We start from the raw sequence: 23,857 nt of genomic DNA, 5'->3' as shown, positions 1-23,857 counted from the left end.
AGCCGGCTACTGCGTGAGCAGGGTCGAACTATCGCGCTCAACCAAACGCAAACTTTGAAGGATTGACCATGTCAGCTTACGAAAACGACATCAAGGCCGTTGCCGCTCTGAAAGAGACCAATGGCAGCCCCTGGAACGCCATCAACCCGGAATACGCCGCTCGCATGCGTGCGCAAAACCGTTTCAAAACCGGTCTGGACATCGCCAAGTACACCGCCGACATCATGCGCAAAGATATGGCTGAGTACGATGCTGATACCTCCGCATACACCCAGTCTCTGGGTTGCTGGCATGGTTTCATCGGTCAGCAGAAGCTGATTTCGATCAAGAAGCACCTGAAAACCACCAACAAGCGTTACCTCTACCTGTCCGGCTGGATGGTTGCCGCCCTGCGCTCCGATTTCGGTCCGCTGCCTGACCAGTCCATGCACGAGAAGACCTCGGTTTCCGGCCTGATCGAAGAGCTGTACACCTTCCTGCGCCAGGCTGATGCCCGTGAACTGGACCTGCTGTTTGTAGCACTGGACGACGCCCGCAACGCTGGCGACAACGCCAAGGCTGCCGACATCCAGTCTCAGATCGACAACTACGAAACTCACGTTGTGCCGATCATCGCCGACATCGACGCCGGTTTCGGTAATGCTGAAGCCACCTACCTGCTGGCCAAGCAGATGATCGAAGCCGGTGCTTGCTGCATCCAGATCGAAAACCAGGTGTCTGACGAGAAGCAGTGCGGTCACCAGGACGGCAAGGTAACTGTTCCCCATGAAGAGTTCCTGGCCAAGATCCGCGCCGTACGTTACGCCTTCCTCGAGCTGGGCGTAGACAACGGTGTTATCGTTGCCCGTACCGACTCCCTGGGCGCCGGCCTGACCAAGCAGATCGCCGTTACCAACGAGCCGGGCGACCTGGGCGACCAGTACAACAGCTTCCTCGATGGCGAATACATCGACAGCGCTGCCGACATCAACAACGGTGACGTTGTGGTCAAGGCCAATGGCAAGCTGCTGCGTCCCAAGCGTCTGGCTTCCGGCCTGTTTGAATTCCGCAAGGGCACTGGCGAAGATCGCGTTGTTCTGGACTGCATCACCTCGCTGCAGAACGGTGCCGACCTGCTGTGGATTGAAACCGAGAAGCCGCACGTTGGTCAGATCGCTGCCATGGTTAACCGTATCCGTGAAGTGGTACCGAACGCCAAGCTGGTCTACAACAACAGCCCGTCCTTCAACTGGACTCTGAACTTCCGTCAGCAAGTGTTTGATGCCATGCAGGAAGAAGGCAAAGACGTATCTGCCTACGACCGCGCCAAGCTGATGAGCGTCGAGTATGACGAAACCGAGCTGGCTCAGATCGCTGACGAGAAGATCCGTACCTTCCAGAAAGACGCTGCACGTGAAGCGGGTATCTTCCACCACCTGATCACTCTGCCCACCTACCACACTGCGGCCCTGTCTACCGACAACCTGGCCAAGGGCTACTTTGCCGAGCAAGGCATGCTGGCTTACGTGAAAGGTGTTCAGCGTGAAGAAATCCGTCAGGGCATCGCCTGCGTCAAGCACCAGAACATGGCTGGCTCCGACATTGGCGACAACCACAAAGAGTACTTCGCTGGCGAAGCTGCTCTGAAGGCTGGCGGCAAAGACAACACCATGAACCAGTTCGGTTAATAGCTGACTGACTCACCGGACCTTCGGTCCGGTTGGTGTCGAAAAGGCCACCCACGGGTGGCCTTTTTGCTTTTTTCCATCCCCCATTTGGCGTAAAATGCGCCGCAGTTTCGTCGCCCTCCCCCTCACCGGGCTATTTTACCCACAGCCCAGCAAGCAGGTTTTCTTTCACCATGGCTCGTCTGCAACTCGATTTTCCCGAGAACCAGTTTTATTTCACTACCCAACTGACCGTGCGTATTACTGACATCAACTCCGGTCGTCACCTGGCCAATGATTCGATGATTTCGATGATTTCCGAAGCCAGAGCACGCTTCCTGTACCAGTTCGGTATTGAGGAAGTCAGTGAAAATGACACGGGAATTATCGTGACCGACCTGGCGACCACCTATAAGCGCGAAGCCTTTGCCCGTGATCGCCTGGTGTTTGAAGTGGGCCTGATGGATCTGAACAAATACGGTGGCGACATCACCTTCCGCATCACCAAGGCCGTTGGCGGTGAGCTGGTGGCACTGGCGAAATCCGGTTTTGTCTTTTATCACTTCCGCAGCAAGACTGTCGTGCCGATGCCGGATGACTTTCGCATTCGTTTCCCCGGCGTCAACAGCATCGATTGACGCAGGTCTGCCCGTCTCGCTGATGAACTGACGGACACAAAAAAACCCGGCCGAAGCCGGGTTTTTTTATGCTGCAACGCGGTTTAGCGAGCTTCAACCTGCGCTTCAACTTCAGCTTCAACACGACGGTTCATGGCGCGACCTTCGTTGGTGCTGTTGTCAGCAATCGGACGCTCTTCGCCATATCCCGCAGAACGGATGCGTGAACCTTCGACGCCTTCATCAACCAGTGCCTGACGCACAGAGCTGGCACGACGCTCTGACAGACCCTTGTTGTAAGACTCACTGCCGATGGAGTCAGTATGACCTTCGACGGTAGTTGTTACCGAAGGATAGGTTTTCATGAACTCAGCCAGGCTACGGATGTCATCACGGAACTCAGGACGGATGCTGTCGCGGTCAAAGTCAAACTTGACGTCCAGCTCGACACGGACAGATTGCATGTCCGGAGCGGGTTCCGGAGCCGGAGCTGGCGCCGGAGCTGGAGCCGGAGCAGCTTCAGCAACAGGAGCGGACTTGGCACCAAAGTTCAAACCAAGACCAACACCTGCCATCCACTCGGTATGACCATGGTCGATACCGTGCATCAGATCAACACCAGCGCTGACGAAGAAGTTCTCGTTCAGGTAGTTTTTCACACCACCGCCAATCATGGCGTAGGTAGTACGATCACGGGAGCTGCTGCTGGCCTGATCGAGCTCTTGATGAGCAAAGCCACCAGACAGGTAGGGGCGAATGTTGCTTTGACCGAAGTGATAAACCGCTTCGATCTGTGCCAGACGGCCATCAGCGTCATCAGGCGTAAAACCGGAGGGTGAATGAGTCAGGTTGTTGTAAGTACCCAGACCCAGGTTCAGCAGAACGTTGTCGTTAACGTAGTAACCCAGCGAACCGCCGATCAGACCGCCGTGATCCAGATCACGCGAGCTGGAGCCGTCGTAACGCTTGGCAAAAGCAGATGCTTCGACAGAACCTGCATATTGAGCCATGGCTGGTGCAGCAGACACAGCCAGAGCAGCGCTTACCAGGATACCGACAGTATTTTTCAATTTCATCTTTGAATCCCCATGTATTCCATTAGGACGTTTAGGTTGATAGCAGACGTCGCAAGAATTATAGCATGCCTATATAAAACCTACAGGGATATAGAACAAAGTTGCATGCCTGCGCAGTAATGCGGCAACTGCCAAAGTGCCAGTATTTAACTAGAAGGGGTTGTCCAACTGATTGCGCAGCTTTTCCAGCGCGCGTTTATAGCGCATTTTCGTTGCACTCAAACCCAGGTGCATAATCTGGGCAATTTCCTGAAACTCCAGTTCAGCAACAAAACGCAATACAAGTATTTCGCGGTCAACCGGGTTAACGTGAATCAGGACGCGATCAAGACTGGCGTGCCCGGGGTCCAGTGGCGCCGGGTCAGGCACCGCCTCTTCCTGCGGGTCGAGGCTGAGCGCATCATAGAGTCGTCGTCGACGTTTATCCTTGCGGTACTGGGTAATGCATTCATTGTAAGTAATACTGTACAGCCAGGTCTTGAACTTGGCTTTACCCTCAAATTGCTTGAGACCGTGTAAAACTTTCAACATAACTTCCTGGCACACATCATCGGCGTCACGTTCATTACCGAGATACCGGGCGCATACATTGAATACCGTCCGCTGATAACGACGCATCAACTCTTCATACGCCACCGTGGAATGCAAAAGTTCCACCCGTGCACGGTCGACCAGCGCCTCATCACTGAGGTCAGCAGGAACATAGCGCGAGTATGGCGGAGCCGAGGTGGTCAAAGGCACGCGTCCGTCAACAGGTAGTCGACTTAAACACGCCGATCCACCCGTTGCTCCAGCAGTTGGCGGTTGGCGACGGAAATCAACGTTTGTGTTTCGTCCAGAATCACTGTCTTGACCGTGCCGATTTCTTCGATCGTGCCGGCGATATCGCCGAGAACAATGTCATCGCCGATATGATAAAGCTCACGCACATAGATACCGGCGATGATCTCGCTGACCAGTTGCCGGCTGCCCAACCCCAGCGCCAGGGCGGCTGCAGCGCCAAAACTGACCAGCACAATAGCGATGACCGTGTTCAGCAGCGCCGTTTCGATCTGCAACTGACCGATTGCCAGGGACACCGTGATGATCACCAGCAGCCCCTGAACAAAGCGCCCCAGGCCGCTGGCATAATCGATGCCGACACTTTCCGCTGCGCCGCGAACCACCCCATTGACCAGGTGCGACAACAGCAGGCCGGCAAGCAGGATCAACGCGGCACCAAACACCTTGGGCAAATAGAGGGCAAAGGCATCCAGTGTCGATGACACCCGCGCCAGGCCCAAGGTCTCGGCTGCCGACACAATGAAAGTCAGCACCACAAACCAGTAGATAATCTTGCCGACCAGCGTTGATACCGGCTTGCGCACACCAATACGGTTGAGCAACTTGGGCACACCGGCACCCTGCATCAAGCGATCCAGGCCCAGCTTGGCCAGGCCCTTGCTCAGCACGGCATCGACAATTTTGGCGACGACAAAGCCCAGCAGCACAATGACCAGAGCCGCTACCAGGTCAGGAATAAAAGATGCCACGGTTTGCCACAAACCCGTCAGGGCGGTGAGAAAACTCTGACTCCAGGTTTCAAGTTCCATGTTCAAGCTCACTCTGCAGAGGGGTCGGAAGTCCCGGAGGAATCAGGGTTGGCACGGCTTACCGGGCGGGCATGGCGCAATCCGCGCGCGCCCCCTTCGGAAACCACCCAGCCCCAACGGGCAAACAGGTTCAACAGATCAAATATGCCGCCGCGCAGGTGTGCCTGATGCAGCACACGGTCGAGGCGTTCATCCTCATGGGCGTCATTCTCTTCACCCGCCTGTTGCATCAAGGCTTTCAAGCGTTGTTCAAGGGGATCACTCATGGGGCCTCCTGATCTGCCAGTTTATCCGTATTGACGACAGCCAGTGGGCCTGTGTCACGCCCGGGCTTCAGACAGACAAAAGGCGGCCCCCGCGGGAAGCCGCCTTGTCGGTTATGGCAACACTTACTCCGGCATGCTCAGCGCTGTTGGCGACACGATAATGCCATTGTTGTCGGCATACACGTATTCACCGGGGCGAAATGTAACGCCAGCAAAGGTGACCGGTACGTTCAGATCACCGACGCCACGCTTGTCGGTCTTCATCGGGTGACTGGCCAGCGCCTGAATGCCCAGCGGCGTCTGTATCAACACATCGACATCGCGAACACAGCCATAGATGATGATCCCTTCCCAGCCGTTCTTCGCCGCCTTTTCCGCCAGCATGTCGCCCAGCATCGCGCGACGCAGCGAACCACCACCATCGACTACCATGACCTTGCCTCGGCCATCCTGATCCACCTGCTCCTTGACGATCGAGTTGTCCTCGAAGCATTTGATGGTGACGATCTGACCGCCAAAGGAATCGTGACCGCCAAAGTTGCTGAACATCGGCTCAACGACGGCGACGTCCGGGTACTTGTCACACAGATCCGGCGTAACATAATGCTGCATGGGCTTCTCCCTCGGGTTATCCGTAAACTTGCTGGTAAAACGCGCTACTCGGGCTGCACTTCCGCCAGGAAGAACCAGGTATCCATCACCGAATCCGGATTCAGGGATACACTTTCAATGCCCTGCTCCATCAGCCACTTGGCCAGGTCCGGATGATCAGACGGCCCCTGACCGCAAATACCGATGTACTTGTCAGCCTTGCGACAGGCCTGAATGGCATAGGACAGCAGCTTCTTGACCGCGGCGTTACGCTCGTCAAACAGATGAGCGATGATGCCGGAATCACGATCCAGGCCCAGGGTGAGCTGAGTCAGGTCATTGGAGCCTATCGAGAAACCGTCAAAATGCTCGAGGAACTCTTCGGCCAGCAAGGCGTTGGCCGGCAGCTCGCACATCATGATCAGGCGCAGGTCATTCTCACCACGTTTCAGGCCGTTTTCCGCCAACAGCTCGACCACCTGCTGAGCTTCGCCCACGGTACGCACGAAAGGCACCATGATTTCCACATTGGTCAGGCCCATTTCGTCACGCACGCGCTTCATGGCCCGGCATTCAAGCTCAAAGCAGTCGCGGAAGGAATCGCTGATGTAACGCGATGCACCGCGGAAACCCAGCATCGGATTTTCTTCTTCCGGCTCGTACAGGCGGCCACCGATCAGGTTCGCGTATTCGTTCGACTTGAAATCGGAGAGGCGCACAATGACCTTTTTCGGCCAGAAAGCCGCGGCCAGGGTACTCACGCCTTCTACCAGCTTGTCGACATAGAAACCAACCGGATCGGTATAGCCGGCAATGCGTTTTTCCACACTGTCTTTCACATCCGCAGGCAGGCTGTCGAAGTTCAGCAGCGCCTTGGGGTGAACACCGATCATGCGGTTGATGATGAACTCCAGTCGCGCCAGACCTACCCCTTCATTGGGCAGATTGGCAAAATCGAACGCCCGGTCCGGATTACCCACGTTCATCATGATCTTGAACGGCAAGGGCGGCATGGCATCGACACTATTGGTGCGCACATCGAAGGATAGCTGACCGGCATAAATCATCCCGGTGTCACCTTCGGCACAGGAAACCGTGACTTCCTGTCCGTCGCTCAGCAGGTCGGTCGCGTTGCCACAACCGACTACCGCCGGGATACCCAGCTCGCGCGCAATGATCGCCGCGTGACAGGTACGTCCGCCACGGTTGGTAACGATGGCGCTGGCACGCTTCATCACCGGCTCCCAGTCCGGATCAGTCATGTCAGACACCAGAACGTCGCCAGGCTGAACCTTGCTCATTTCGGATACATCGTGAATCACCTTGACCGGGCCAGCACCGATGCGCTGCCCGATAGCGCGGCCTTCCACCAGAACCTGCCCTTTTTCCTTGAGCAAGTAACGCTCCATGACATTGGCGCTACTGCGGCTTTTAACGGTTTCGGGACGCGCCTGAACGATATACAGCTGCCCGTCATCACCGTCTTTGGCCCACTCGATATCCATCGGGCGGCCATAGTGTTTTTCAATGATCAATGCCTGACGGGACAGGTTGCTGACCTCGTCATCAGTAATACAGAAACGGCTGCGCTCAGCCGCTTCAACGTCAACGGTTTTCACCGAACGGCCGGCAGCAGCTTCCTCGCCATAAACCATCTTGATGGCCTTGCTGCCCAGATTGCGACGCAGAATCGCGGGACGCCCGGCTTCCAGGGTGGGCTTGTGCACGTAAAACTCATCCGGGTTGACCGCACCCTGCACCACCGTCTCGCCCAGACCATAGGCGCCGGTAATGAAAACCACGTCGCGAAAACCGGATTCGGTATCCAGCGTAAACATGACCCCGGCAGTGCCGGTTTCGGAGCGCACCATACGCTGCACACCGGCAGACAGAGCGACCAGTTTGTGATCGAAGCCCTGGTGTACCCGGTAGGCAATGGCGCGATCATTGAACAGGGAGGCAAACACCTCTTTCGCCGCCAGAATGACGTTGTCCACACCGCGTATATTCAGGAAGGTTTCCTGCTGACCGGCAAACGAGGCATCCGGGAGGTCTTCCGCGGTGGCCGAAGAGCGCACGGCTACCGCCAGATTGTCATTACCGGCAGAGAGCTCGGCAAAGGCGACTCGGATGGCCTGATCCAGCTCGGCGGGAAAGGGTGCATCCATGACCCACTGGCGAATCTGCGCACCGGTTTCCGCCAGTGCGGTCACATCGTCCACATCCAGTGCATCAAGCGCCGCGTGAATGCGCTCATTCAGCCCGCTCTGCTCGAGAAAATCACGATAGGCCTGCGCAGTGGTGGCAAAGCCACCGGGCACGGACACGCCAGCATGGGCCAGGTTGGAGATCATCTCGCCAAGCGAAGCGTTCTTGCCGCCTACCCGCTCAACATCATCCACGCCCAGGTGCTCGAAGGACACTACGTACTCTACCAAGGTGATCTCTCCGTCAATCTGTGAATCGGTTACGGCCACAACCCGTATGGCATGACCGCTATAAATACGCCACAATGCCGCAAGCATAACCCGAGGTTGTGCCCCGACGAAATCGCCCTACACATTCAAGCAAGGCCACGCGCATGAACCGCACTGCTTTTTTCATTTCTGATGGAACTGGTATCACAGCAGAAACGCTGGGGCAGAGTCTGCTCTCGCAGTTCGAGAACATCCGCTTCACCAAGCTGCTGCGTCCCTATGTAGACACAGTTGAAAAAGCGCGAGACATGGTACAACAAATCAATGCAGCTGCCGAGCGAGACGGTCAGCGGCCGATTATTTTTGATACGGTCGTGAACGCTGAAATCCGCGCCGAGCTGGCAACCTGCAATGGCTACATGGTGGATATCTTTTCCACCTTCCTGTCGCCACTGGAGCAGGAACTGGGCGATGGTTCGTCCTACTCGGTGGGCAAATCCCACTCGATCAGCCACAACGGTCATTACAAGGACCGTATCGATGCCGTGCACTATGCCATGGACAACGATGATGGCGCACGTACCCATCACTACGAAACCGCCGACATCATTCTGGTTGGCGTATCGCGCTGCGGTAAAACCCCGACTTGCCTGTACATGGCCCTGCAATACGGCATTCGCGCAGCCAACTACCCACTGACAGATGAAGACATGGAAGGCCTGCGTCTGCCCAAGGCCCTGCTGCCGCACAAAGGCAAGCTGTTCGGCCTGACCATTGAGCCGGACCGCCTGGCCAGCATTCGCCATGAGCGTCGGCCGAACAGCCGCTATGCCAGCTTCCCCCAGTGCGACTTCGAAGTGCGCGAGGTGGAAAAACTGTATCGCAAGCTCAACATTCCCTACATCAACTCCACGCACTTCTCCGTGGAAGAGATTTCCGCCAAGATTCTGGTCGAAATGGGTATCGAACGCCGGCTCAAATAAAAACAATTATCATTTACGGGAACGCATTGTTCCACACTTTGGTCTTTCGCACACCCACGCAAACCTCCACTATTCGCACCTGTTAATTATTCTTATTATCAAGTGGAGTATTGCATGGGTCCATCGCTGTCTTGCCGGCTATCCGGTCTTGGTCTGTTTTCCCTGTCATTACTGGCTGTCCAGGTTGCCACCGCACAGGAGCAGGTTCGACTGGCTGATACTGTGATCACCGCCTCGGGTTTTGAACAAAAAATCACTGAAGCCCCCGCCAGTATTACCGTTATCGGCAACGAGCAATTGCGCCAGAACAGCTATGCAAACCTGGCTCAGGCGCTGGATGGCGTGGAAGGGCTGGATATCCGTCAGGGCACCGGCAAAACCGGCGGACTGAATATCAGCATTCGCGGCCTGCCCAGCCAATACACGTTGATCCTGATTGATGGTCGGCGCCAGAACAGCGCGGGAAATGTCACACCCAATGGCTTCAATGAAATCAGCACCAGCTTCATCCCGCCCATGTCGGCCATTGAACGCATCGAAGTCATTCGCGGCCCAATGTCCACCCTCTATGGCTCTGACGCCATGGGCGGCGTGGTCAATATCATTACCAAAAAGATCAGCAACGAATGGGGTGCCTCGGTAACGCTGGATCACACCCTCCAGGAGAATACCGATTACGGCAACGCCAGCCGCACGAATGTTTACGCCAGCGGCCCGCTGATTGCCGATCGCCTCGGGCTCAGTCTGCGCGGCAGCCTGTATGACCGCGACGCATCCGACCTCAGTTTCAGTGACGGCAGCACCGTCAGTCGCCGTGGTGCCGCCCCCGTTGAAGGCCGGGTCTACAGCCTTGGTACAGCCTTGAATCTACGCATCAATGACCAGCACGATCTGGGTCTAGAGCTGGACCGCAGCGTACAGAACTACAACAACGATGATTGCCAACTGGGCAATCTGGATGGCAAGTCCGGCGGCAACGCTGCCAGTGGCTGCAGCACTGACGCCCCTTTGCGCGCCAACGGCTACCAGGATGAATTGCGCTTCGAGCGCACGCAGGTGGCGGTGACCCATGATGCCGCCCTGACAATCGGTCGCTGGTCCAACAGCATCAGCCGCAACGTTACCGAAACCATGGGCCGGACCATTCCCGGCAACCCGATTGGCGACTCCTATACCGGTTTTCCGGCTATTGTCATCGGCGCCGACCGCACGCTGAAATCCACTGACCTGATTGCCGACAGCAAGCTGGTCATGCCCCTGGGCGACAACCATATCACCACCGTCGGTGGCCAATGGTGGGATGCCAAGGTCAGCGATGGCATTGCCAGCGAACAGTTTGAACAAACCAGCTGGGCACTCTTTGCCGAGAATGAATGGCGCATGCGCCCCGACCTGGCCCTGACCCTGGGCGGCCGCTATGAGCGGCATGATGCCTTTGGCGGACATATCAGCCCGCGCGCCTACCTGGTCTGGAATACCACCGATCAGTGGACGCTGAAAGGCGGCGTCAGCCGTGGCTACAAAACCCCCAGCCTGAATGACCTGCATGGCGGCATCAGCGGCATTACCGGGCAAGGATCGACCCTGACCATTGGTACGCCAGGCCTGGATCCGGAAATCACCACCAACACTGAATTTGGCGTGTACTTCGACAACCTCAGCGACTTCAGCGCCAACATCACCCTGTTCTACAATCAGTTCAAGGACAAGATTGACGGCGGCACAGCGCTGCCCAACTGTTTTGCTGCAAGCAACCCGAACCAGCCCGGTTGCATCAGCTTTGGCAGCGGCTTCACGCAGGACAGTTTTGCCCAAAGCACCAATATTGGCCGGGCCATGACCCGTGGCATCGAGCTGGGCAGTCGCTGGGATGTTGCCCCAGCCTGGAGTCTGCATACCCACTACACCTGGTCGGACAGTGAGCAGCGCAGTGGTTCCAACAAGGGCGCCCCCTTGACCAACACCCCTGAACACCTGCTGTTTGCGCGGCTCAACTGGGCGGCGACGCCGACACTGAACCTGTGGCTGCGCGGCGAATACCGTAGCGAGCGCGAGCGCTTTACTGACCGTTACGAGAACCTCAACGGCAACAACCAGGCGCTACTGGATGCTGCCGGCAACCTCAAGGCCTATGAGGTCTTTCATCTTGGCGCCAACTACCGCGCCAGTGACAACCTGAGCCTGAGTGCAGTGGTGTATAACCTGATGGACAAGGACTTCACCAAGGGCACTGACTACCTTGATGCTGCAGGCAACGACAGCTGGACATCCGATTACATTCAGTCTGGCCGCTCCACCGACGGCACCCTGGAAGAAGGTCGCCGCCTGTGGTTGTCAGCCACCTATGAGTTCTGAGCGGGCGAGTTCAAATCACTGAACTCGGCATACACCACCCGGTTGCGGCCTTCTCCTTTAGCCTGATAGAGGGCCGCATCCGCTTGATTGACCAGATCATTCATCAATTCGACCGGGTTGGCCTGGCCATGTTGCCCTGGCCACCAGACACAACCGATGCTGACGCTGACAAAGCCGAACGGCGAACCGCGATGGGTAATCGCCAGATCAAAAATCGATTGTCGCAAACCCTCTGCCGCTTCCTGCGCCTGCAAACTGTTGTAGCCGGGCAGCAGAATCGCAAACTCTTCGCCACCCAGCCGGGCCGGCAAGTCCGCTGCCCGTTTGAAACGCCACTGCATCTGTTCGGCAAGCGCCACCAGGCACTGGTCCCCGCGGCTATGCCCATACAGATCATTGAAGTCCTTGAAATGGTCAACATCGATCATCAACAAAGCCACCGGCGCACCCATTCGCAACGCCCGCCTCGCCTCATCTATCTTGTAGGCATCAAAGTGTCGGCGATTGGCCAGGCCTGTCAGGTGGTCACTGCGTGACATCTCCAGCAGTTCCTGGCGCGCACTGTCGAGATCGGCCATGTGATCCCAGCGTTGCAACAGACTGAGCAGCCACTTGCCGCTGCTTTCCAGCATATCCTGCTGCAACGGGCCGGCAGCCTCCTCGCTGGTTCGCACGGCAAGCACAAAACTTTGCTCGCGACCGGAAAAGCGCACCAGCAGCGTGTTCGGCGCGCCCGTCAGAAAATACTGACTCCACCCCTCTTCCACACTGACCTCACAGCCATGGGTCAGGACGCGCTCAAGCCACGGCCAATCATCGTGAACAAACCAGGCCACCCGCGTTACCCAGGGGCGGCTGTGACGACGATCCAGCAAGGCACAGGCATCAAGCCCCAGGTATTCGGCCAGGTCCTGCAACACCCGGCGCAAATAATCCGGATACTCGGCAGGCCGAGCCTGCATAAAGCCCTGAATCGAGCGCGACGTCAGCTCCTGGTAGCCATTGACGAAGGCCAGTTCCCGCGTACGTGCAGCAACGCGACTATCCAGACTGTCGCGTTCGGTTTCCAGCGCCTGCAACGCGTTTTCATGCTGCTCGGCATAATGCCGGATACCCTCGCGCAGGGTATCGAAACCCGCCGCAACCCGGTCGATTTCATCCTCCCACGGCCGTGGCGGACGATCGAGCTTCAGGCGTGGCGGGTGGCGTTGCGGCAACAATTCGGCGACGTACCGATTGATACTGTTCAACGGCCGCACCAGATCCCGCCGCAGGAAACGGAAAATCACCAGGCAAACCAGCAAGGTGAACAGTGACAACTCGAAAAATCGCATGGCTACGGCCGCCACAATGGCCTTGTTCAGTCGCTCCCGCTGGTAATAAATCTGCAGCTCGCCCAGCGCATGGGCACCGCCATTGGGGGGCGAAATGGCAACTCGCGCATCCGCTTGATAGTCATCCGCAACCGCGGCACCGGCCTGCAGGTGCAAGCCGGTGGGCGAGCTGAGAATGACTGTCGCCACCTCTTCACGATCGGCGATCATGGTCACCTGCTGCCGCAGCGCATCCACCTCGATATCCCACAACGCCACCTGCAGCAAGGGCAGATGGTTCGCCGTCAGTTGGTCAACCAGACGGCTGAATTGCTGCTGCTCTGCGCGATAGATCAACAAACTGTGTACCAGCGAGCCGAACAGAATGCTCAGCACGGCGAGCAATGCCAGCCGCTGCAGCAAACGCTTGCTCAGCGGTGCAAATACCTTGTGGTTATCATTCATAGCCCAACTCCAGCCAGGTACCAATGGTGAAGTCGTAGTCATCACGCTGAGGATTGCAGGCTTTGCTGAAAGTACAGAAATCAGTCGGCGCCGCCCCCGGTTGCAGTAACGCGATATAGCGCTGGGCCAACTGCGGGGTAAACAGGGTAAACATCGGCTGCACCAGTTCGGTGCCTTCACTGTCCGCAAAATCTACGCCGTGGTGATAGTCATAGAGCATGACCAGCGCCCATGCGCCCGCCATATGGTGACCACCCGCCAGGGCCGTGAGTTGCCCGTCGATCACCTTTTGCATGCCCTGCTCGGATGCATTGACGGCCGAATAGAGCATATCCCTGCCCGGCTCGACACCCTGCTCGCGCAACGCCTGCATGGCGCCAAAGGCCATCAGGTCACTGCCGGTCCAGATCGCGCGAACATCCGGATAGCGCCGGAACAGATGCAACGCCTGCTGTGCCGCCTTGTCGCGTTGCCAGTCACCATGCACCACCTGGCGGACCCTGACCTGGGGCCGGGCTGCAAAGGCATCCAGCATTCCCTGATTGCGTCGAACCGAGCTGTCGGTGGAACGGTCACCGGAAATCGCGATGACGTCCAGGGTTTGCTCGGCCGATAACCAGCCACGCTGCTCCGCCTCAGCCATCAATGCCCGCGCGGTCAGCACGCCGGCATCCTCGGCCCGCGGCACCACGCTGCCAAGCCAGTGGGTGAAATGCTCACGCGGATAGCCAACCAGTGGTCGCTCATCGCCCTGTACCGCATTGTACGCAGACAGCGTCTTGATGCCCGCCGCCTGAATCAGGCTCAGCTGTTGCGGCAAGGTGCGCTTGTCGGCGGCGATCACCATATAGTCCGGCTGCAGCTCGGCCGCACGCTCAGCTACCTCCCGGGTCAGGCTGATTTGCGCCAGATAGTCTCGCTCGGCATACAGCACTTCCAGTTGCATGCCGAGACTGTCTGCGGCCAGTTGCATGGCATCAGCGGCATCACGCCAGAAGGGCTCATCCGCCTTTCCCGGATTGATGAAGACGACACTCGGCGCGGCCGATAACGGCAACGCCAGCAAACAACCCAGCAATACAAGCAAACGATGCAACAAAAGCGACCTCGCAAGACTCAACAGCCATGAATTGCCACGGAGTATACCGATTACAAAGCCTCCCTGTGACCCAGCGCCGCAGACTATTTCCTCGCTGCCGGGCAATCTGTTCTAATGGGGTAAATACCCGTGATGGAGATTTTTCATGCGTACATTATTCCAACGCCTCGTGCTTGCCCCCACCCTGGTTCTGGCTCTCGGCCAGAGCGCCGGCTTGCTTGCCGATGAACGCCTGATTGACGTCTACCGGGATGCCAATTGCGGTTGCTGCGTGGCCTGGGTTGATCACCTGAAGGACAATGGCTTCACAGTGAATGACCATGTTGTCGATGACATGACGGCGGTAAAAATTGAACAGGGTGTTCCTCCAGAGTTGTCGTCCTGCCATACCGGCGTGATCAATGGCCAGTTCATTGAAGGGCATGTCCCGGCAAGGGATATCCTGGGTTTGCAGGACCAGTCTGACCTGCTCGGCCTGGCCGTTCCGCGGATGCCGATTGGCTCTCCGGGGATGGAAATGGGAGACCGCAAGGACTCGTACGAGGTCATCGGACTCGAAGCCGACGGCAGCACCCGAGTGGTCAATCAGTACCACTGACCACCGTCAGCACCCGGGCTGGAGAATCCAGCCCGCTTATCATGTAGCCATTGCGCCCCGCATGTTTGGCCCGGTACAAACACTCATCCGCTTCATGCAACCAGGCCTGCCAGTTTTCCTGTCGCCCCAGGGCTGCCCCGCCAATGGACACGGTCACCGGCCCACCCGGGCTGCGAACCTGCTCAGCCACCGCTGTGCACAAGTGCTGCGCTGCTCGCTCCAGTCCCAGCATATCCACCAGCGGCAACAGCAGCACAAATTCTTCGCCACCGAGCCGAAACAGGCGGTCTGACTCGCGACTGGCGCTTTCCAGCAAATCGGCAACGGCCACCAGTACCTGATCACCGGCTTTGTGCCCATAGAGATCATTGACCCGCTTGAAATGATCCAGATCCAGCATCAACAAACCGTACTCTTTGCCGTAGCGCCGATGCTCTGCCATGGCTATGGTCAACTCACGCTCCATGGTACGGCGGTTGCCGGTAGAGGTCAGCGGGTCCAGAGTGGCCAGCGTATTCAGCTGTTCACGCTGCCGACGGCCACGAAAGGCGAAAACAAAGGCGAAAAAGCTGGCAATGCTGCTGGTGACGATAAAGGACATCATCTGGTAGTAACTTTCGAACACCTGAGCCCCCGGCTGCAAACCGAGCACACAGATCGCCACCAGCGCGAGGCTGGTCGCCACTATGCTTTGCCGGGGAGGTACTACAAAGAAGTTGAACAGAATCAGGGTATAGAACCAGAACAGTCCATTCACGCCCAGATTGTTGGCCACCATGACCGTGCCGACTGAAAAGATCACCGCCAGAAACTGCCCCGGGCGAATGGTGTCACCGGTTACCCAGGCCCAACGCACGGCGCCCAGCGTACAGATGACCAGAACCGAATCCACGATTCCGACCAGGTAATTGCCCTCGAGCAAACGATAAATGGCATAGGGCGTGATGCCGATGAAGGCGCACAGGCCTACCAGCATAACGATCGATAGCTGAAAGTCGTGTTTCAGGCGATTCCAGAACTCAGCCATTCACAGTCTCAATGTATTGTTTTTGTCCTTGCAGAGCACCACATTGGCGCTTCAAGTCAATACTGGAACTGTACGCCTACTTCTGGTCACTGACAAGCGACAAGAGGTGTCAAATGGCCACCACTCATCCGATCAAACCACAATACATCCACCCGATAGCCGCTGAAAGACCCGGGCGAGGCAGCCGCAACCTCAGGCAGCAGTGGCCTGAATGCGTGACACCATGGCCTTGAGGCCGTTACCCCGGGTCGGGCTCAGGTGCTTGAGCAGGTTGAGCTGCTCGAAATAGTCCTCAATCGGGAACTCCAGGATCTCTTCCCGGGTTTTGCCGTTATAGGCCGCCAATACCACCGCCAACAGTCCCTTGACGATAAAAGCATCGCTGTCAGCATCAAAAAACAGCTTGTTGCCCTCTTCCCGGCTGACCAGCCACACCTGACTCTGGCAGCCACGCACCAGGTTGTGCTCGGTGCGCGAGGCAGCATCCAGCTCGGGCAGCTCGCGCCCCAAATCAATGATGTATTTGTAGCGATCTTCCCAGCTGTCGAAAAAGCTGAGGGTATCGACAATATCGTCAGTTGTGATTTCGGTACCGAACTGGCTCATACAAATCCTTAATGCAAAAAAGGCCCAGGAAGCCTCTGAAAGCGCAGCCGAGGCAACGCAGGTCGTTTTTCAGAGGCTTCTAAAAGAACATACCGGTTTCAAGCTGCGCCTCTTCACTCATCATCTCGCGGTTCCACGGAGGATCAAACACCAGATCCACCACCACCGTCTCGACATTGGGTACCAGCCGCACGCGGTACTCGACATCACCGACCAATACTGGCCCCATGCCGCAGGCGGGCGCCGTCAGGGTCATCTGGATATCCACCCGCTTGGCCGCCTGATCAATCTCAACCGCGTAGATCAGGCCGAGATTGACCAGATCCACCGGAATTTCCGGATCAAAGACAGTCTTCAGTGCCGTCCAGACCTGCTCTTCACTGATCTGGTCATCACTGGGTTCGGGAAATTCGAGAATTTCCGCTTCCAGACCGAGCTTGTCGGCATCAGTACCATCCACTCGCACCATCTGACCGTTATAAGTCAGGGTGTAATTGCCCCCGAGGGCCTGGGTGATGGTGACAAAAGTATCCTTGGGGATGGTCAGCGGTGTGCCGTCCGGAACCCGACGCGCAGGGCAATCGGCCTGCGCTACTACCATACGTCTTTCCATTATCGGCTCAATTCACGCTGAAGCTTTCACCGCAACCGCACTCATCGGTCACGTTGGGGTTGATAAATTTTATCTGCTGGTTGATGCCTTCGCGCACCAGGTCGATCTGGGCACCGTTGAGTACCCCCAGGCTGTCCCGGGCGATCAGCAGGCGAATATCCGGGTCGATCGTGTATTCCAGATCATCCGCTTCGCCCTGCTCGACCATATCGATCACGTACATAAAGCCCGTGCAGCCGCTTTTCTTCACGCTGACGCGCACGGCGCGGCCTGGCTGACTGGCCAGCTGGCGCTGAAAGTGCGCCTTCGCCGCCGGGGTTACCGAGACGGCCTGAGCTTGCGGATCAAAAGATTCAACGTTCATGCTGGCCTCCTAGAGAAACTGACGCACTTTTTCCAGTGCGACGAACAGCCGATCAACATCTGCCCGCGTATTGTAGATACTGAAACTGGCACGCACGGTGCCGGGTATTGCGTACTGATCCATGATCGGCTGGGCACAGTGGTGCCCGGTACGTACGGCAACACCCTGCTGATCAAGCAAGGTCCCGACATCCGCCGGATGCGCGCCCTCGAGCAGAAAACTCATGACGGCAATCTTGTTGGCTGCAGTGCCGATCAAGCGCATACCCGGCACCTCACGGGCACGGCTTTCCGCATAGTGTAACAACTCCAGCTCATGCGCCTCGGCCGCAACACGATCAAGGCCCTGCACATAATCGATCGCCGCACCAAAACCGATGACCCCGGCAATATCCGGCGTACCGGCTTCAAATTTCCACGGCAACTGATTCCAGGTGCTGCCGGCAAAGCTGACGGTTTCAATCATCTCGCCACCACCCACCCAGGGCTGCATGGCTTCCAGCAGGGCCGACTTGCCATAGAGCACGCCAACCCCGGTAGGGCCAAACAGCTTGTGTGCGGAAAACACGTAAAAATCGCAATCCAACGCCTGCATATCGACATTGAAGTGGCCAATGGCCTGGGCACCATCCAGCAAACACAGAGCACCGGCGGCATGCGCCAGTTGCACAATTTCTTCGACTGGATTGATGCTGCCCAAGGCATTGGACACATGCCCGCAGGCAACCATTTTCACCCGGCCATCGTCCAGCATGAAGCGCAGCGCCTGCATATCCAGCGTGCCCGATTCATCAACAGGGATGGGCTCGACACTGGCCCCGCAATCGGCCGCAACCATCTGCCAGGGCACGATATTGGCGTGATGCTCCATCGCCGACACCAGGACGCGATCCCCCGGTTGCAGATTACCGCGGCCCCAGCTGTTGGCGACCAGGTTGATGCTTTCCGTGGTGCCGCGAGTCCAGATGATTTCGTGCGCGTGAGCGGCATGAATCAGATCACGCACCTTGCCGCGCGCCGCTTCGAACTTGGCCGTCGCACGGTCAGCCAGCGTATGCGCACCACGGTGCACATTGCTGTTGTCTTCACGGTAATAGTCGACAATTGCCTGAATCACAACCTCAGGCTTTTGCGTGGTCGCCGCGTTGTCCAGATAGACCAGCGGATGACCATTGACCTGCTGCTGCAGAATCGGAAAATCGGCACGTACGCGCTCGGCATCAAAGCCGACCGGGCTTACGGTCGCCATGTCATTCATAGCTCAATTGCCCCACTTGCTCGCTGGCCTCACCAAAGAGCGCAGTCAGACGCGGGCGCAAATAATCGCGGATAGCCGGCTCCGGCACCTGATTGATCAGCTCGTTGATAAAGCCGAAACTCAACATGGTGCGTGCATCGGATTCGCTGACGCCCCGGCTCATCAGATAGAACATGGACGTCTTGTCCAGCTGCGCAATGGTTGCACCATGGGCACATTTCACGTCGTCGGCGTAAATTTCCAGCTCCGGCTTGGTATTCACTTCCGCCCTGGGTGACGTCAGCAGATTCTTGTTGCTCAGCTCTGCCAGGGTCTTCTGCGCCTGCGGGTGAATATGGATACGCCCGTTGAATACCGCCTTGGCGGAATCACCAATGATGCCGCGAAACACCTCATTGCTGGTGCAATGGGGTACGCAATGCTCGACATTGGTGTGGTAATCGATCAACTGCTTGTTGCGCGGCAAATACACGCCGTTCAGCGCCATATGGGCCCCTTCACCGCGCATATTGCACTGGTAGTCAATGCGCTTGAGGCGGCTGCCCTGGGCCAGGGTAAAACCGAGGAAGCGCGCATCACGCAGCAGGTTTACATGCACACCACCCACATGCAGCAGGCCTTCCTGCTCCAGGTTGATGCGGTAGTGCTGCAACTGGGCGTTGGCACCAACCACCACCTCGGTCAGGCTATTGACGAAACCATTCTGCTCAGCGCTATCCGACACGTAGTGCTCAATCACTTCCGCTTCAGCGTTATCTTCCAGCACCACCAGCAACCGTTGCTGGGCCACGCTCGGGGTGGCTTCGGGGGTGGAAATATTCAACACGTAAACCGGCTTTTCCAGGGTCTGGTTGCGCGGCACATGCACCAGCAAGCCATCGGCCAGCCAGGCATTGCTCAGCGCAGCAAACAGGTGCCGATCCGTATCGACCACCTTGCCCAGGTGCTGCTGAATCAGAATCTGCTCTTGTGCATCGGCATCGGCAAACTGCACCACGCCGGCAGGCAAGGGTGACGAATCAGCCGCCGAAAAGCGGCCGTTGATGAACACCAGGCGGGTGGCATCGAATTCGATCGCCTCAACCTCTTGCTGCCAATTGCTCAGTTCGCTTGTCGCCCACTGGCTGGGGGCATCCTGCTGCAGGGGGGCCAAGGGGGTATATTTCCACAGCTCGGTCTTGCGCCCCGGCCAGGCCGCAGCGGACCAGGCTTGCTCACCCTGCTGACGCAAAGCGCCCAGCCAGGCGAGCCCCTGCTGATCGGCAGCCAGTTTCAGGGCAATCTGTTGAAAGTCACTCATGGTCTCAGGCTACCTCTTCTTCCAGCCAGCCGTAGCCCTTGGCTTCCAGCTCAAGTGCCAGGCTCTTGTCGCCCGACTTGACGATACGGCCGTTGGCCAACACATGAACGTAATCCGGCACGATATAGTCCAGCAGGCGCTGATAATGGGTAACGACAATAAAGCTGCGGTTGCCATCACGCATGGCGTTGACGCCATCGGCGACCACCTGCAAGGCATCAATATCCAGGCCGGAATCGGTTTCATCAAGGATGCACAGTTCAGGCTCCAGCAGCATCATCTGCATCAGCTCGTTGCGCTTCTTTTCACCACCGGAGAAACCTTCGTTAACGCCGCGCTTGAGAAAAGCCGCATCCAGATCCACCTTCTTGCTGGTTTCCCGTGCCAGCTTCATGAACTCGACAGCGGACAACTCGGGCTGGCCGTGGTGTTTGCGCTTGGCATCCACCGACGCCTTGAGAAACTCCATATTGCTGACACCGGGAATTTCCACCGGGTACTGAAACGCCAGGAACAGGCCTTCGCGGGCACGCTCTTCGGTGTCCATCTCCAACAGGTCTTTGCCCTTGAACTGGATGGACCCGGCAGTGGCTTCATAGCCTGGGCGTGCAGCCAGCACGTTACCCAGTGTGCTCTTGCCGGCGCCATTGGGGCCCATGATGGCATGCACCTCACCCGGCTTGATCTCCAGATCCAGCCCGGTGATGATCTCTTTCTCTTCAACGTTGGCGAACAAACCCTTGATATTAAGCATCTTTTTACCTGAATTCTGTATTGGTCGTAGCTCTGAAAAGCGTCGGATCAACCGACCGAACCTTCCAGACTGACTTCGAGCAACTTGCCGGCTTCCACTGCAAACTCCATCGGCAGCTCTTTGAATACCTCACGGCAGAAGCCGTTGACGATCATCGAGATCGCCTTTTCGGCGTCCAGCCCGCGTTGCTGACACAGGAACAACTGATCATCGCTGACCTTGGACGTCGTCGCCTCGTGCTCCACGACGGCGCTCGGGTTCTTGCTTTCGATATAGGGGAAGGTATGCGCCCCGCACTGGTCACCAATCAACAGTGAGTCGCACTGGGTAAAGTTGCGCGCGCCTTCCGCACCCGGGTTGATGCGCACCAGCCCCCGGTAGGAGCTGTTGCTGTGCCCGGCGGAAATCCCCTTGGCGATAATGGTTGAGCGGGTGTTCTTGCCCAGGTGAATCATCTTGGTGCCGGTATCGGCCTGCTGATAATTGTTGGTCAGCGCCACCGAATAGAACTCACCCACACTGTTGTCGCCTTTGAGGATGCAGCTGGGGTACTTCCAGGTGACCGCTGAACCGGTTTCGACCTGGGTCCAGGAAATCTTCGCGTTGGTATGGCAAATGCCGCGCTTGGTCACGAAGTTGTAGATACCGCCCTTGCCTTCCGCGTCACCCGGATACCAGTTCTGTACCGTGGAATACTTGATATTGGCGTTGTCCAGCGCAACCAGCTCAACCACTGCGGCGTGCAGCTGGTTTTCATCACGCATCGGCGCCGTGCAGCCTTCCAGATAACTGACGTGGCTGCCTTCCTCGGCAATGATCAGCGTGCGTTCGAACTGCCCGGTGTTCATTTCATTGATGCGGAAATAGGTCGACAGCTCCATCGGGCAGCGCACGCCTTTGGGAATGTAGACGAACGAACCATCGGAAAACACCGCCGAGTTGAGCGCGGCGTAGTAGTTGTCTTTTTGCGGCACCACACTGCCCAGATACTTCTGGACCAGATCCGGGTAATCCTTGATCGCCTCACTGATCGGGCAGAAGATCACGCCCGCCTCATGCAGCTTCTTGCGGAAGGTGGTCACGACCGAGACCGAGTCGAATACCGCGTCCACCGCTACCCCGGCGAGCATTTCCTGCTCATGCAGCGGAATACCCAGCTTTTCATAGGTTGCCAGCAGCTCCGGATCGACTTCATCCAGGCTTTGCGGCTTGTCCGCCATGCTTTTCGGCGCAGAATAGTAGGACGCCGCCTGAAAATCGATGTCCGGGTAATGCACATGGGCCCAGGTGGGTTCGTCCATTTCCTGCCAGGCACGAAACGCCTTCAGACGCCACTCGAGCATCCATTCCGGCTCTTCTTTCTTGGCAGAAATAAAACGCACCACATCTTCGTTCAGACCAGGTGGCAGGGTGTCCGACTCAATAGCGGAATGGAACCCGGCCGCGTAGTCCTTGCGGATAAGGCTTTCGACTTGATCAGTCACGGTATCACCTCAATTGCGCGGCACCCCGGGGGCACCGCTACTTCGTATCAGGCTGGCAGCTCAGGCTGCCGTGGCGTGGCTCTGTCGGCCACTTGGAAAGGGTTACGCGCAGCGACGTCATGCACCAGTCACGCATTATCTCAGATTATGCGTTCCAGCGGCTCGATCGGAACCGAACGGCTGCAGCCAAGTTGGTCCTGACGGTCACTGACACGACGAATTTCCTTGCGGGCGACCAGCTCGGCCAGGCTGATGTCATCCAGAAACTCGCGCAAACGGTCGCTCAGATCACTCCACAGGTGGTGCGTCAGGCAGACATCCCCGCTCTGACAGTCACCCTTGCCGCGACAGCGCGTAGCATCCATGGAATCGTTTACCGCCTCCACGATCTGCGCCACGCTGATATTGGCGGCACCGCCGGACAGCCGGTAACCACCGCCCGGCCCGCGAACACTCTCGACCAGCTGGTTACGCCGCAGCTTGGCAAACAGTTGTTCCAGATAGGAAATGGACACGCCCTGACGTTGGGAGATGTCTGCCAGCGTTATCGGTCCCTGACTCTCGTGCAGCGCCAGATCCAGCATGGCGGTGACGGCGTAACGACCTTTGGTTGTCAAGCGCATAGGATAATCCAAGCTATTGATTTCAGGGTTTATGATGCAATATCCAACCAAAACAGTCAACTATTAACCCTGCCCACTCAAAGCCATGGGTATTCTATGGGTATTTGGTGGTTGCAGCAAAAACCCTTTATGCTCCGGACAGACCACTCAGAGCGGCTGTTCATGGGAGCCAAAGCATGTCCACATGGGAAGTGATTCTCGCCACCCTGACCAATGAATTTTCCGATTTATCCGATGTCGAACAAGCCACGCGAGTAACGCTGCGCCTGGTGCTGGCGGCATTTCTCGGTGGTGTTCTGGGCTATGAACGCGAATCCCTCGGCAAGGCTGCCGGGGTGCGCACGCACATGCTGGTCTGCCTGGGTGCCGCCCTGTTTGTTCTTGCGCCTGATCAGGCAGGCGCCATGGATGACGCCATGAGCCGGGTTATTCAAGGGGTTGTTGCCGGCGTAGGCTTTCTATGTGCCGGCACTATCCTGAAAGCCGACAACCTCACCGAAGTCAGAGGGCTGACAACAGCAGCCGGCATCTGGTTGACCGCCGCCATCGGCGTAGCCGTAGGGCTTGGCCATGAAGCAACAGCGGTACTGGCAACCCTTTTGGCGCTGTTCATTCTGCATTTTCTGCTTGGGGTACTTGAGCGAAGCAGTAAAAAGGCGCGCCCAACCGACGAGAACTGAGCTGGCACCCGGCGTGTATCGGCACCGCTGACAAGGCTGTATGCGCCGTATGAGAGCCTTTCTGCCGCAGGCCACAGTTGCTGCAAAGCCCCTTTCGGGGGGGGGTGATGCAAACAGCCGGCAAATGCTAT

At 57.4% G+C, this 23,857-nt stretch carries 23 protein-coding genes; 6 read left to right on the top strand and 17 right to left on the bottom strand.

Translation table 11 applies throughout. From position 1 onward, the window contains the following. The first annotated feature begins 68 nt into the window (after positions 1 to 68). Together BLU07_RS06495 and BLU07_RS06490 are read left to right on the top strand one after the other, a co-directional pair. Complete coding sequence (locus BLU07_RS06495) at positions 69 to 1,667, top strand: isocitrate lyase (protein WP_092385294.1); 1,599 nt, start codon at positions 69 to 71, stop codon at positions 1,665 to 1,667. A 173-nt stretch (positions 1,668 to 1,840) separates the two neighbouring features. After that, positions 1,841 to 2,284 carry an acyl-CoA thioesterase gene (locus tag BLU07_RS06490; RefSeq protein ID WP_092385292.1) on the top strand — a complete coding sequence of 148 codons (444 nt, stop codon included), beginning with the start codon at positions 1,841 to 1,843 and terminating at the stop codon, positions 2,282 to 2,284. An 83-nt stretch (positions 2,285 to 2,367) separates the two neighbouring features. Here BLU07_RS06490 and BLU07_RS06485 read toward each other — a convergent pair whose 3' ends face one another. From BLU07_RS06485 to ppsA, 6 genes are all read right to left on the bottom strand, one after another. After that, positions 2,368 to 3,339: an OmpA family protein gene (locus tag BLU07_RS06485; protein ID WP_092385290.1), complete on the bottom strand. Its 972-nt coding sequence runs from the start codon at positions 3,337 to 3,339 to the stop codon at positions 2,368 to 2,370. 150 nt (positions 3,340 to 3,489) lie between these two features. Further along, positions 3,490 to 4,074, bottom strand: coding sequence for an RNA polymerase sigma factor SigX (gene sigX, locus BLU07_RS06480; RefSeq protein ID WP_092385288.1), 585 nt, complete (start codon positions 4,072 to 4,074; stop codon positions 3,490 to 3,492). 29 nt (positions 4,075 to 4,103) lie between these two features. Then, complete coding sequence (locus tag BLU07_RS06475; protein WP_092385286.1) at positions 4,104 to 4,931, bottom strand: mechanosensitive ion channel family protein; 828 nt, start codon at positions 4,929 to 4,931, stop codon at positions 4,104 to 4,106. Between the two features lie 8 nt (positions 4,932 to 4,939). Continuing rightward, positions 4,940 to 5,197, bottom strand: a complete 258-nt coding sequence (locus BLU07_RS06470) for a hypothetical protein (RefSeq protein WP_092385284.1) — start codon at positions 5,195 to 5,197, stop codon at positions 4,940 to 4,942. Positions 5,198 to 5,320: 123 nt separating this feature from the next. After that, the gene (gene rraA / locus BLU07_RS06465; protein ID WP_092385282.1) at positions 5,321 to 5,809 is read right to left on the bottom strand and encodes a ribonuclease E activity regulator RraA; all 489 of its coding nucleotides are present in this window, start codon (positions 5,807 to 5,809) and stop codon (positions 5,321 to 5,323) included. 44 nt (positions 5,810 to 5,853) lie between these two features. Continuing rightward, positions 5,854 to 8,226, bottom strand: coding sequence for a phosphoenolpyruvate synthase (gene ppsA / locus BLU07_RS06460; RefSeq protein ID WP_092389641.1), 2,373 nt, complete (start codon positions 8,224 to 8,226; stop codon positions 5,854 to 5,856). A gap of 143 nt (positions 8,227 to 8,369) precedes the next feature. On the opposite strand from ppsA, the gene ppsR reads away from it, so the two are divergent. Continuing rightward, the gene (gene ppsR / locus BLU07_RS06455) at positions 8,370 to 9,188 is read left to right on the top strand and encodes a posphoenolpyruvate synthetase regulatory kinase/phosphorylase PpsR (RefSeq protein WP_092385280.1); all 819 of its coding nucleotides are present in this window, start codon (positions 8,370 to 8,372) and stop codon (positions 9,186 to 9,188) included. 114 nt (positions 9,189 to 9,302) lie between these two features. Continuing rightward, entirely contained in the window at positions 9,303 to 11,543 is a 2,241-nt protein-coding gene (locus BLU07_RS06450) for a TonB-dependent receptor domain-containing protein (RefSeq protein WP_092385278.1), read from the top strand. Here the strand turns inward: BLU07_RS06450 and BLU07_RS06445 are convergent. Continuing rightward, complete coding sequence (locus BLU07_RS06445) at positions 11,531 to 13,321, bottom strand: GGDEF domain-containing protein (RefSeq protein WP_172830097.1); 1,791 nt, start codon at positions 13,319 to 13,321, stop codon at positions 11,531 to 11,533. The genes BLU07_RS06450 and BLU07_RS06445 overlap by 13 nt on opposite strands. Continuing rightward, positions 13,314 to 14,417, bottom strand: a complete 1,104-nt coding sequence (locus tag BLU07_RS06440) for an ABC transporter substrate-binding protein (RefSeq protein ID WP_157719103.1) — start codon at positions 14,415 to 14,417, stop codon at positions 13,314 to 13,316. Before BLU07_RS06440 ends, BLU07_RS06445 begins: the two co-directional genes overlap by 8 nt. A gap of 148 nt (positions 14,418 to 14,565) precedes the next feature. On the opposite strand from BLU07_RS06440, the gene BLU07_RS06435 reads away from it, so the two are divergent. Further along, the gene (locus BLU07_RS06435; protein WP_092385272.1) at positions 14,566 to 15,018 is read left to right on the top strand and encodes a DUF411 domain-containing protein; all 453 of its coding nucleotides are present in this window, start codon (positions 14,566 to 14,568) and stop codon (positions 15,016 to 15,018) included. On the opposite strand, the gene BLU07_RS06430 is transcribed toward BLU07_RS06435, so the two are convergent. The 9 genes from BLU07_RS06430 to iscR all read right to left on the bottom strand — a co-directional run bounded on the left by BLU07_RS06430 (position 15,002) and on the right by iscR (position 23,046). After that, positions 15,002 to 16,045, bottom strand: a complete 1,044-nt coding sequence (locus BLU07_RS06430; RefSeq protein WP_092385270.1) for a GGDEF domain-containing protein — start codon at positions 16,043 to 16,045, stop codon at positions 15,002 to 15,004. The genes BLU07_RS06435 and BLU07_RS06430 overlap by 17 nt on opposite strands. A 192-nt stretch (positions 16,046 to 16,237) precedes the next feature. Further along, positions 16,238 to 16,651 (bottom strand): SufE family protein, encoded by a 414-nt coding sequence (locus BLU07_RS06425; RefSeq protein ID WP_092385268.1) that lies wholly within the window; start codon positions 16,649 to 16,651, stop codon positions 16,238 to 16,240. Positions 16,652 to 16,730: 79 nt separating this feature from the next. Further along, positions 16,731 to 17,264, bottom strand: a complete 534-nt coding sequence (gene sufT, locus BLU07_RS06420) for a putative Fe-S cluster assembly protein SufT (RefSeq protein WP_197675075.1) — start codon at positions 17,262 to 17,264, stop codon at positions 16,731 to 16,733. 7 nt (positions 17,265 to 17,271) lie between these two features. Then, complete coding sequence (locus BLU07_RS06415; protein ID WP_092385264.1) at positions 17,272 to 17,628, bottom strand: HesB/IscA family protein; 357 nt, start codon at positions 17,626 to 17,628, stop codon at positions 17,272 to 17,274. Positions 17,629 to 17,637: 9 nt separating this feature from the next. Next, a complete protein-coding gene (locus BLU07_RS06410) occupies positions 17,638 to 18,876 on the bottom strand; it encodes an aminotransferase class V-fold PLP-dependent enzyme (RefSeq protein ID WP_197675074.1) in 1,239 nt (412 codons plus the stop codon). Position 18,877: 1 nt separating this feature from the next. Then, positions 18,878 to 20,185, bottom strand: a complete 1,308-nt coding sequence (gene sufD / locus BLU07_RS06405) for a Fe-S cluster assembly protein SufD (RefSeq protein ID WP_092385260.1) — start codon at positions 20,183 to 20,185, stop codon at positions 18,878 to 18,880. Between the two features lie 4 nt (positions 20,186 to 20,189). After that, the gene (sufC, locus tag BLU07_RS06400) at positions 20,190 to 20,939 is read right to left on the bottom strand and encodes a Fe-S cluster assembly ATPase SufC (protein WP_092385258.1); all 750 of its coding nucleotides are present in this window, start codon (positions 20,937 to 20,939) and stop codon (positions 20,190 to 20,192) included. Between the two features lie 47 nt (positions 20,940 to 20,986). Further along, entirely contained in the window at positions 20,987 to 22,423 is a 1,437-nt protein-coding gene (gene sufB, locus BLU07_RS06395; RefSeq protein ID WP_092385256.1) for a Fe-S cluster assembly protein SufB, read from the bottom strand. Positions 22,424 to 22,563: 140 nt separating this feature from the next. Beyond that, a complete protein-coding gene (gene iscR / locus BLU07_RS06390) occupies positions 22,564 to 23,046 on the bottom strand; it encodes a Fe-S cluster assembly transcriptional regulator IscR (RefSeq protein ID WP_092385254.1) in 483 nt (160 codons plus the stop codon). 176 nt (positions 23,047 to 23,222) lie between these two features. On the opposite strand from iscR, the gene BLU07_RS06385 reads away from it, so the two are divergent. Further along, positions 23,223 to 23,726, top strand: coding sequence for an MgtC/SapB family protein (locus BLU07_RS06385; protein ID WP_092385252.1), 504 nt, complete (start codon positions 23,223 to 23,225; stop codon positions 23,724 to 23,726). The last annotated feature ends 131 nt before the right edge of the window (positions 23,727 to 23,857 follow it).

The sequence above is a fragment of the Halopseudomonas salegens genome, assembly GCF_900105655.1.
Lineage (GTDB): Bacteria > Pseudomonadota > Gammaproteobacteria > Pseudomonadales > Pseudomonadaceae > Halopseudomonas > Halopseudomonas salegens.
The sequence above is the reverse complement of the archived record's forward strand: the minus strand, read 5'-3'. Positions and strand labels throughout refer to the sequence as shown.

Excerpts from the sequence above, each read along its gene's own strand:
- BLU07_RS06470 (WP_092385284.1), bottom strand. The coding sequence starts at position 5,197 with ATGAGTGATCCCCTTGAACAACGCTTGAAAGCCTTGATGCAACAGGCG.
- BLU07_RS06490 (WP_092385292.1), top strand. The coding sequence starts at position 1,841 with ATGGCTCGTCTGCAACTCGATTTTCCCGAGAACCAGTTTTATTTCACT.
- BLU07_RS06475 (WP_092385286.1), bottom strand. The coding sequence starts at position 4,931 with ATGGAACTTGAAACCTGGAGTCAGAGTTTTCTCACCGCCCTGACGGGT.
- sufT (WP_197675075.1), bottom strand. The coding sequence starts at position 17,264 with ATGGAAAGACGTATGGTAGTAGCGCAGGCCGATTGCCCTGCGCGTCGG.
- sufC (WP_092385258.1), bottom strand. The coding sequence starts at position 20,939 with ATGCTTAATATCAAGGGTTTGTTCGCCAACGTTGAAGAGAAAGAGATC.
- BLU07_RS06430 (WP_092385270.1), bottom strand. The coding sequence starts at position 16,045 with ATGGCTGAGTTCTGGAATCGCCTGAAACACGACTTTCAGCTATCGATC.
- BLU07_RS06410 (WP_197675074.1), bottom strand. The coding sequence starts at position 18,876 with ATGGCGACCGTAAGCCCGGTCGGCTTTGATGCCGAGCGCGTACGTGCC.
- BLU07_RS06385 (WP_092385252.1), top strand. The coding sequence starts at position 23,223 with ATGTCCACATGGGAAGTGATTCTCGCCACCCTGACCAATGAATTTTCC.
- BLU07_RS06435 (WP_092385272.1), top strand. The coding sequence starts at position 14,566 with ATGCGTACATTATTCCAACGCCTCGTGCTTGCCCCCACCCTGGTTCTG.
- rraA (WP_092385282.1), bottom strand. The coding sequence starts at position 5,809 with ATGCAGCATTATGTTACGCCGGATCTGTGTGACAAGTACCCGGACGTC.
- ppsR (WP_092385280.1), top strand. The coding sequence starts at position 8,370 with ATGAACCGCACTGCTTTTTTCATTTCTGATGGAACTGGTATCACAGCA.
- BLU07_RS06425 (WP_092385268.1), bottom strand. The coding sequence starts at position 16,651 with ATGAGCCAGTTCGGTACCGAAATCACAACTGACGATATTGTCGATACC.
- iscR (WP_092385254.1), bottom strand. The coding sequence starts at position 23,046 with ATGCGCTTGACAACCAAAGGTCGTTACGCCGTCACCGCCATGCTGGAT.
- sufD (WP_092385260.1), bottom strand. The coding sequence starts at position 20,185 with ATGAGTGACTTTCAACAGATTGCCCTGAAACTGGCTGCCGATCAGCAG.
- BLU07_RS06450 (WP_092385278.1), top strand. The coding sequence starts at position 9,303 with ATGGGTCCATCGCTGTCTTGCCGGCTATCCGGTCTTGGTCTGTTTTCC.
- BLU07_RS06415 (WP_092385264.1), bottom strand. The coding sequence starts at position 17,628 with ATGAACGTTGAATCTTTTGATCCGCAAGCTCAGGCCGTCTCGGTAACC.
- BLU07_RS06495 (WP_092385294.1), top strand. The coding sequence starts at position 69 with ATGTCAGCTTACGAAAACGACATCAAGGCCGTTGCCGCTCTGAAAGAG.
- BLU07_RS06485 (WP_092385290.1), bottom strand. The coding sequence starts at position 3,339 with ATGAAATTGAAAAATACTGTCGGTATCCTGGTAAGCGCTGCTCTGGCT.
- BLU07_RS06445 (WP_172830097.1), bottom strand. The coding sequence starts at position 13,321 with ATGAATGATAACCACAAGGTATTTGCACCGCTGAGCAAGCGTTTGCTG.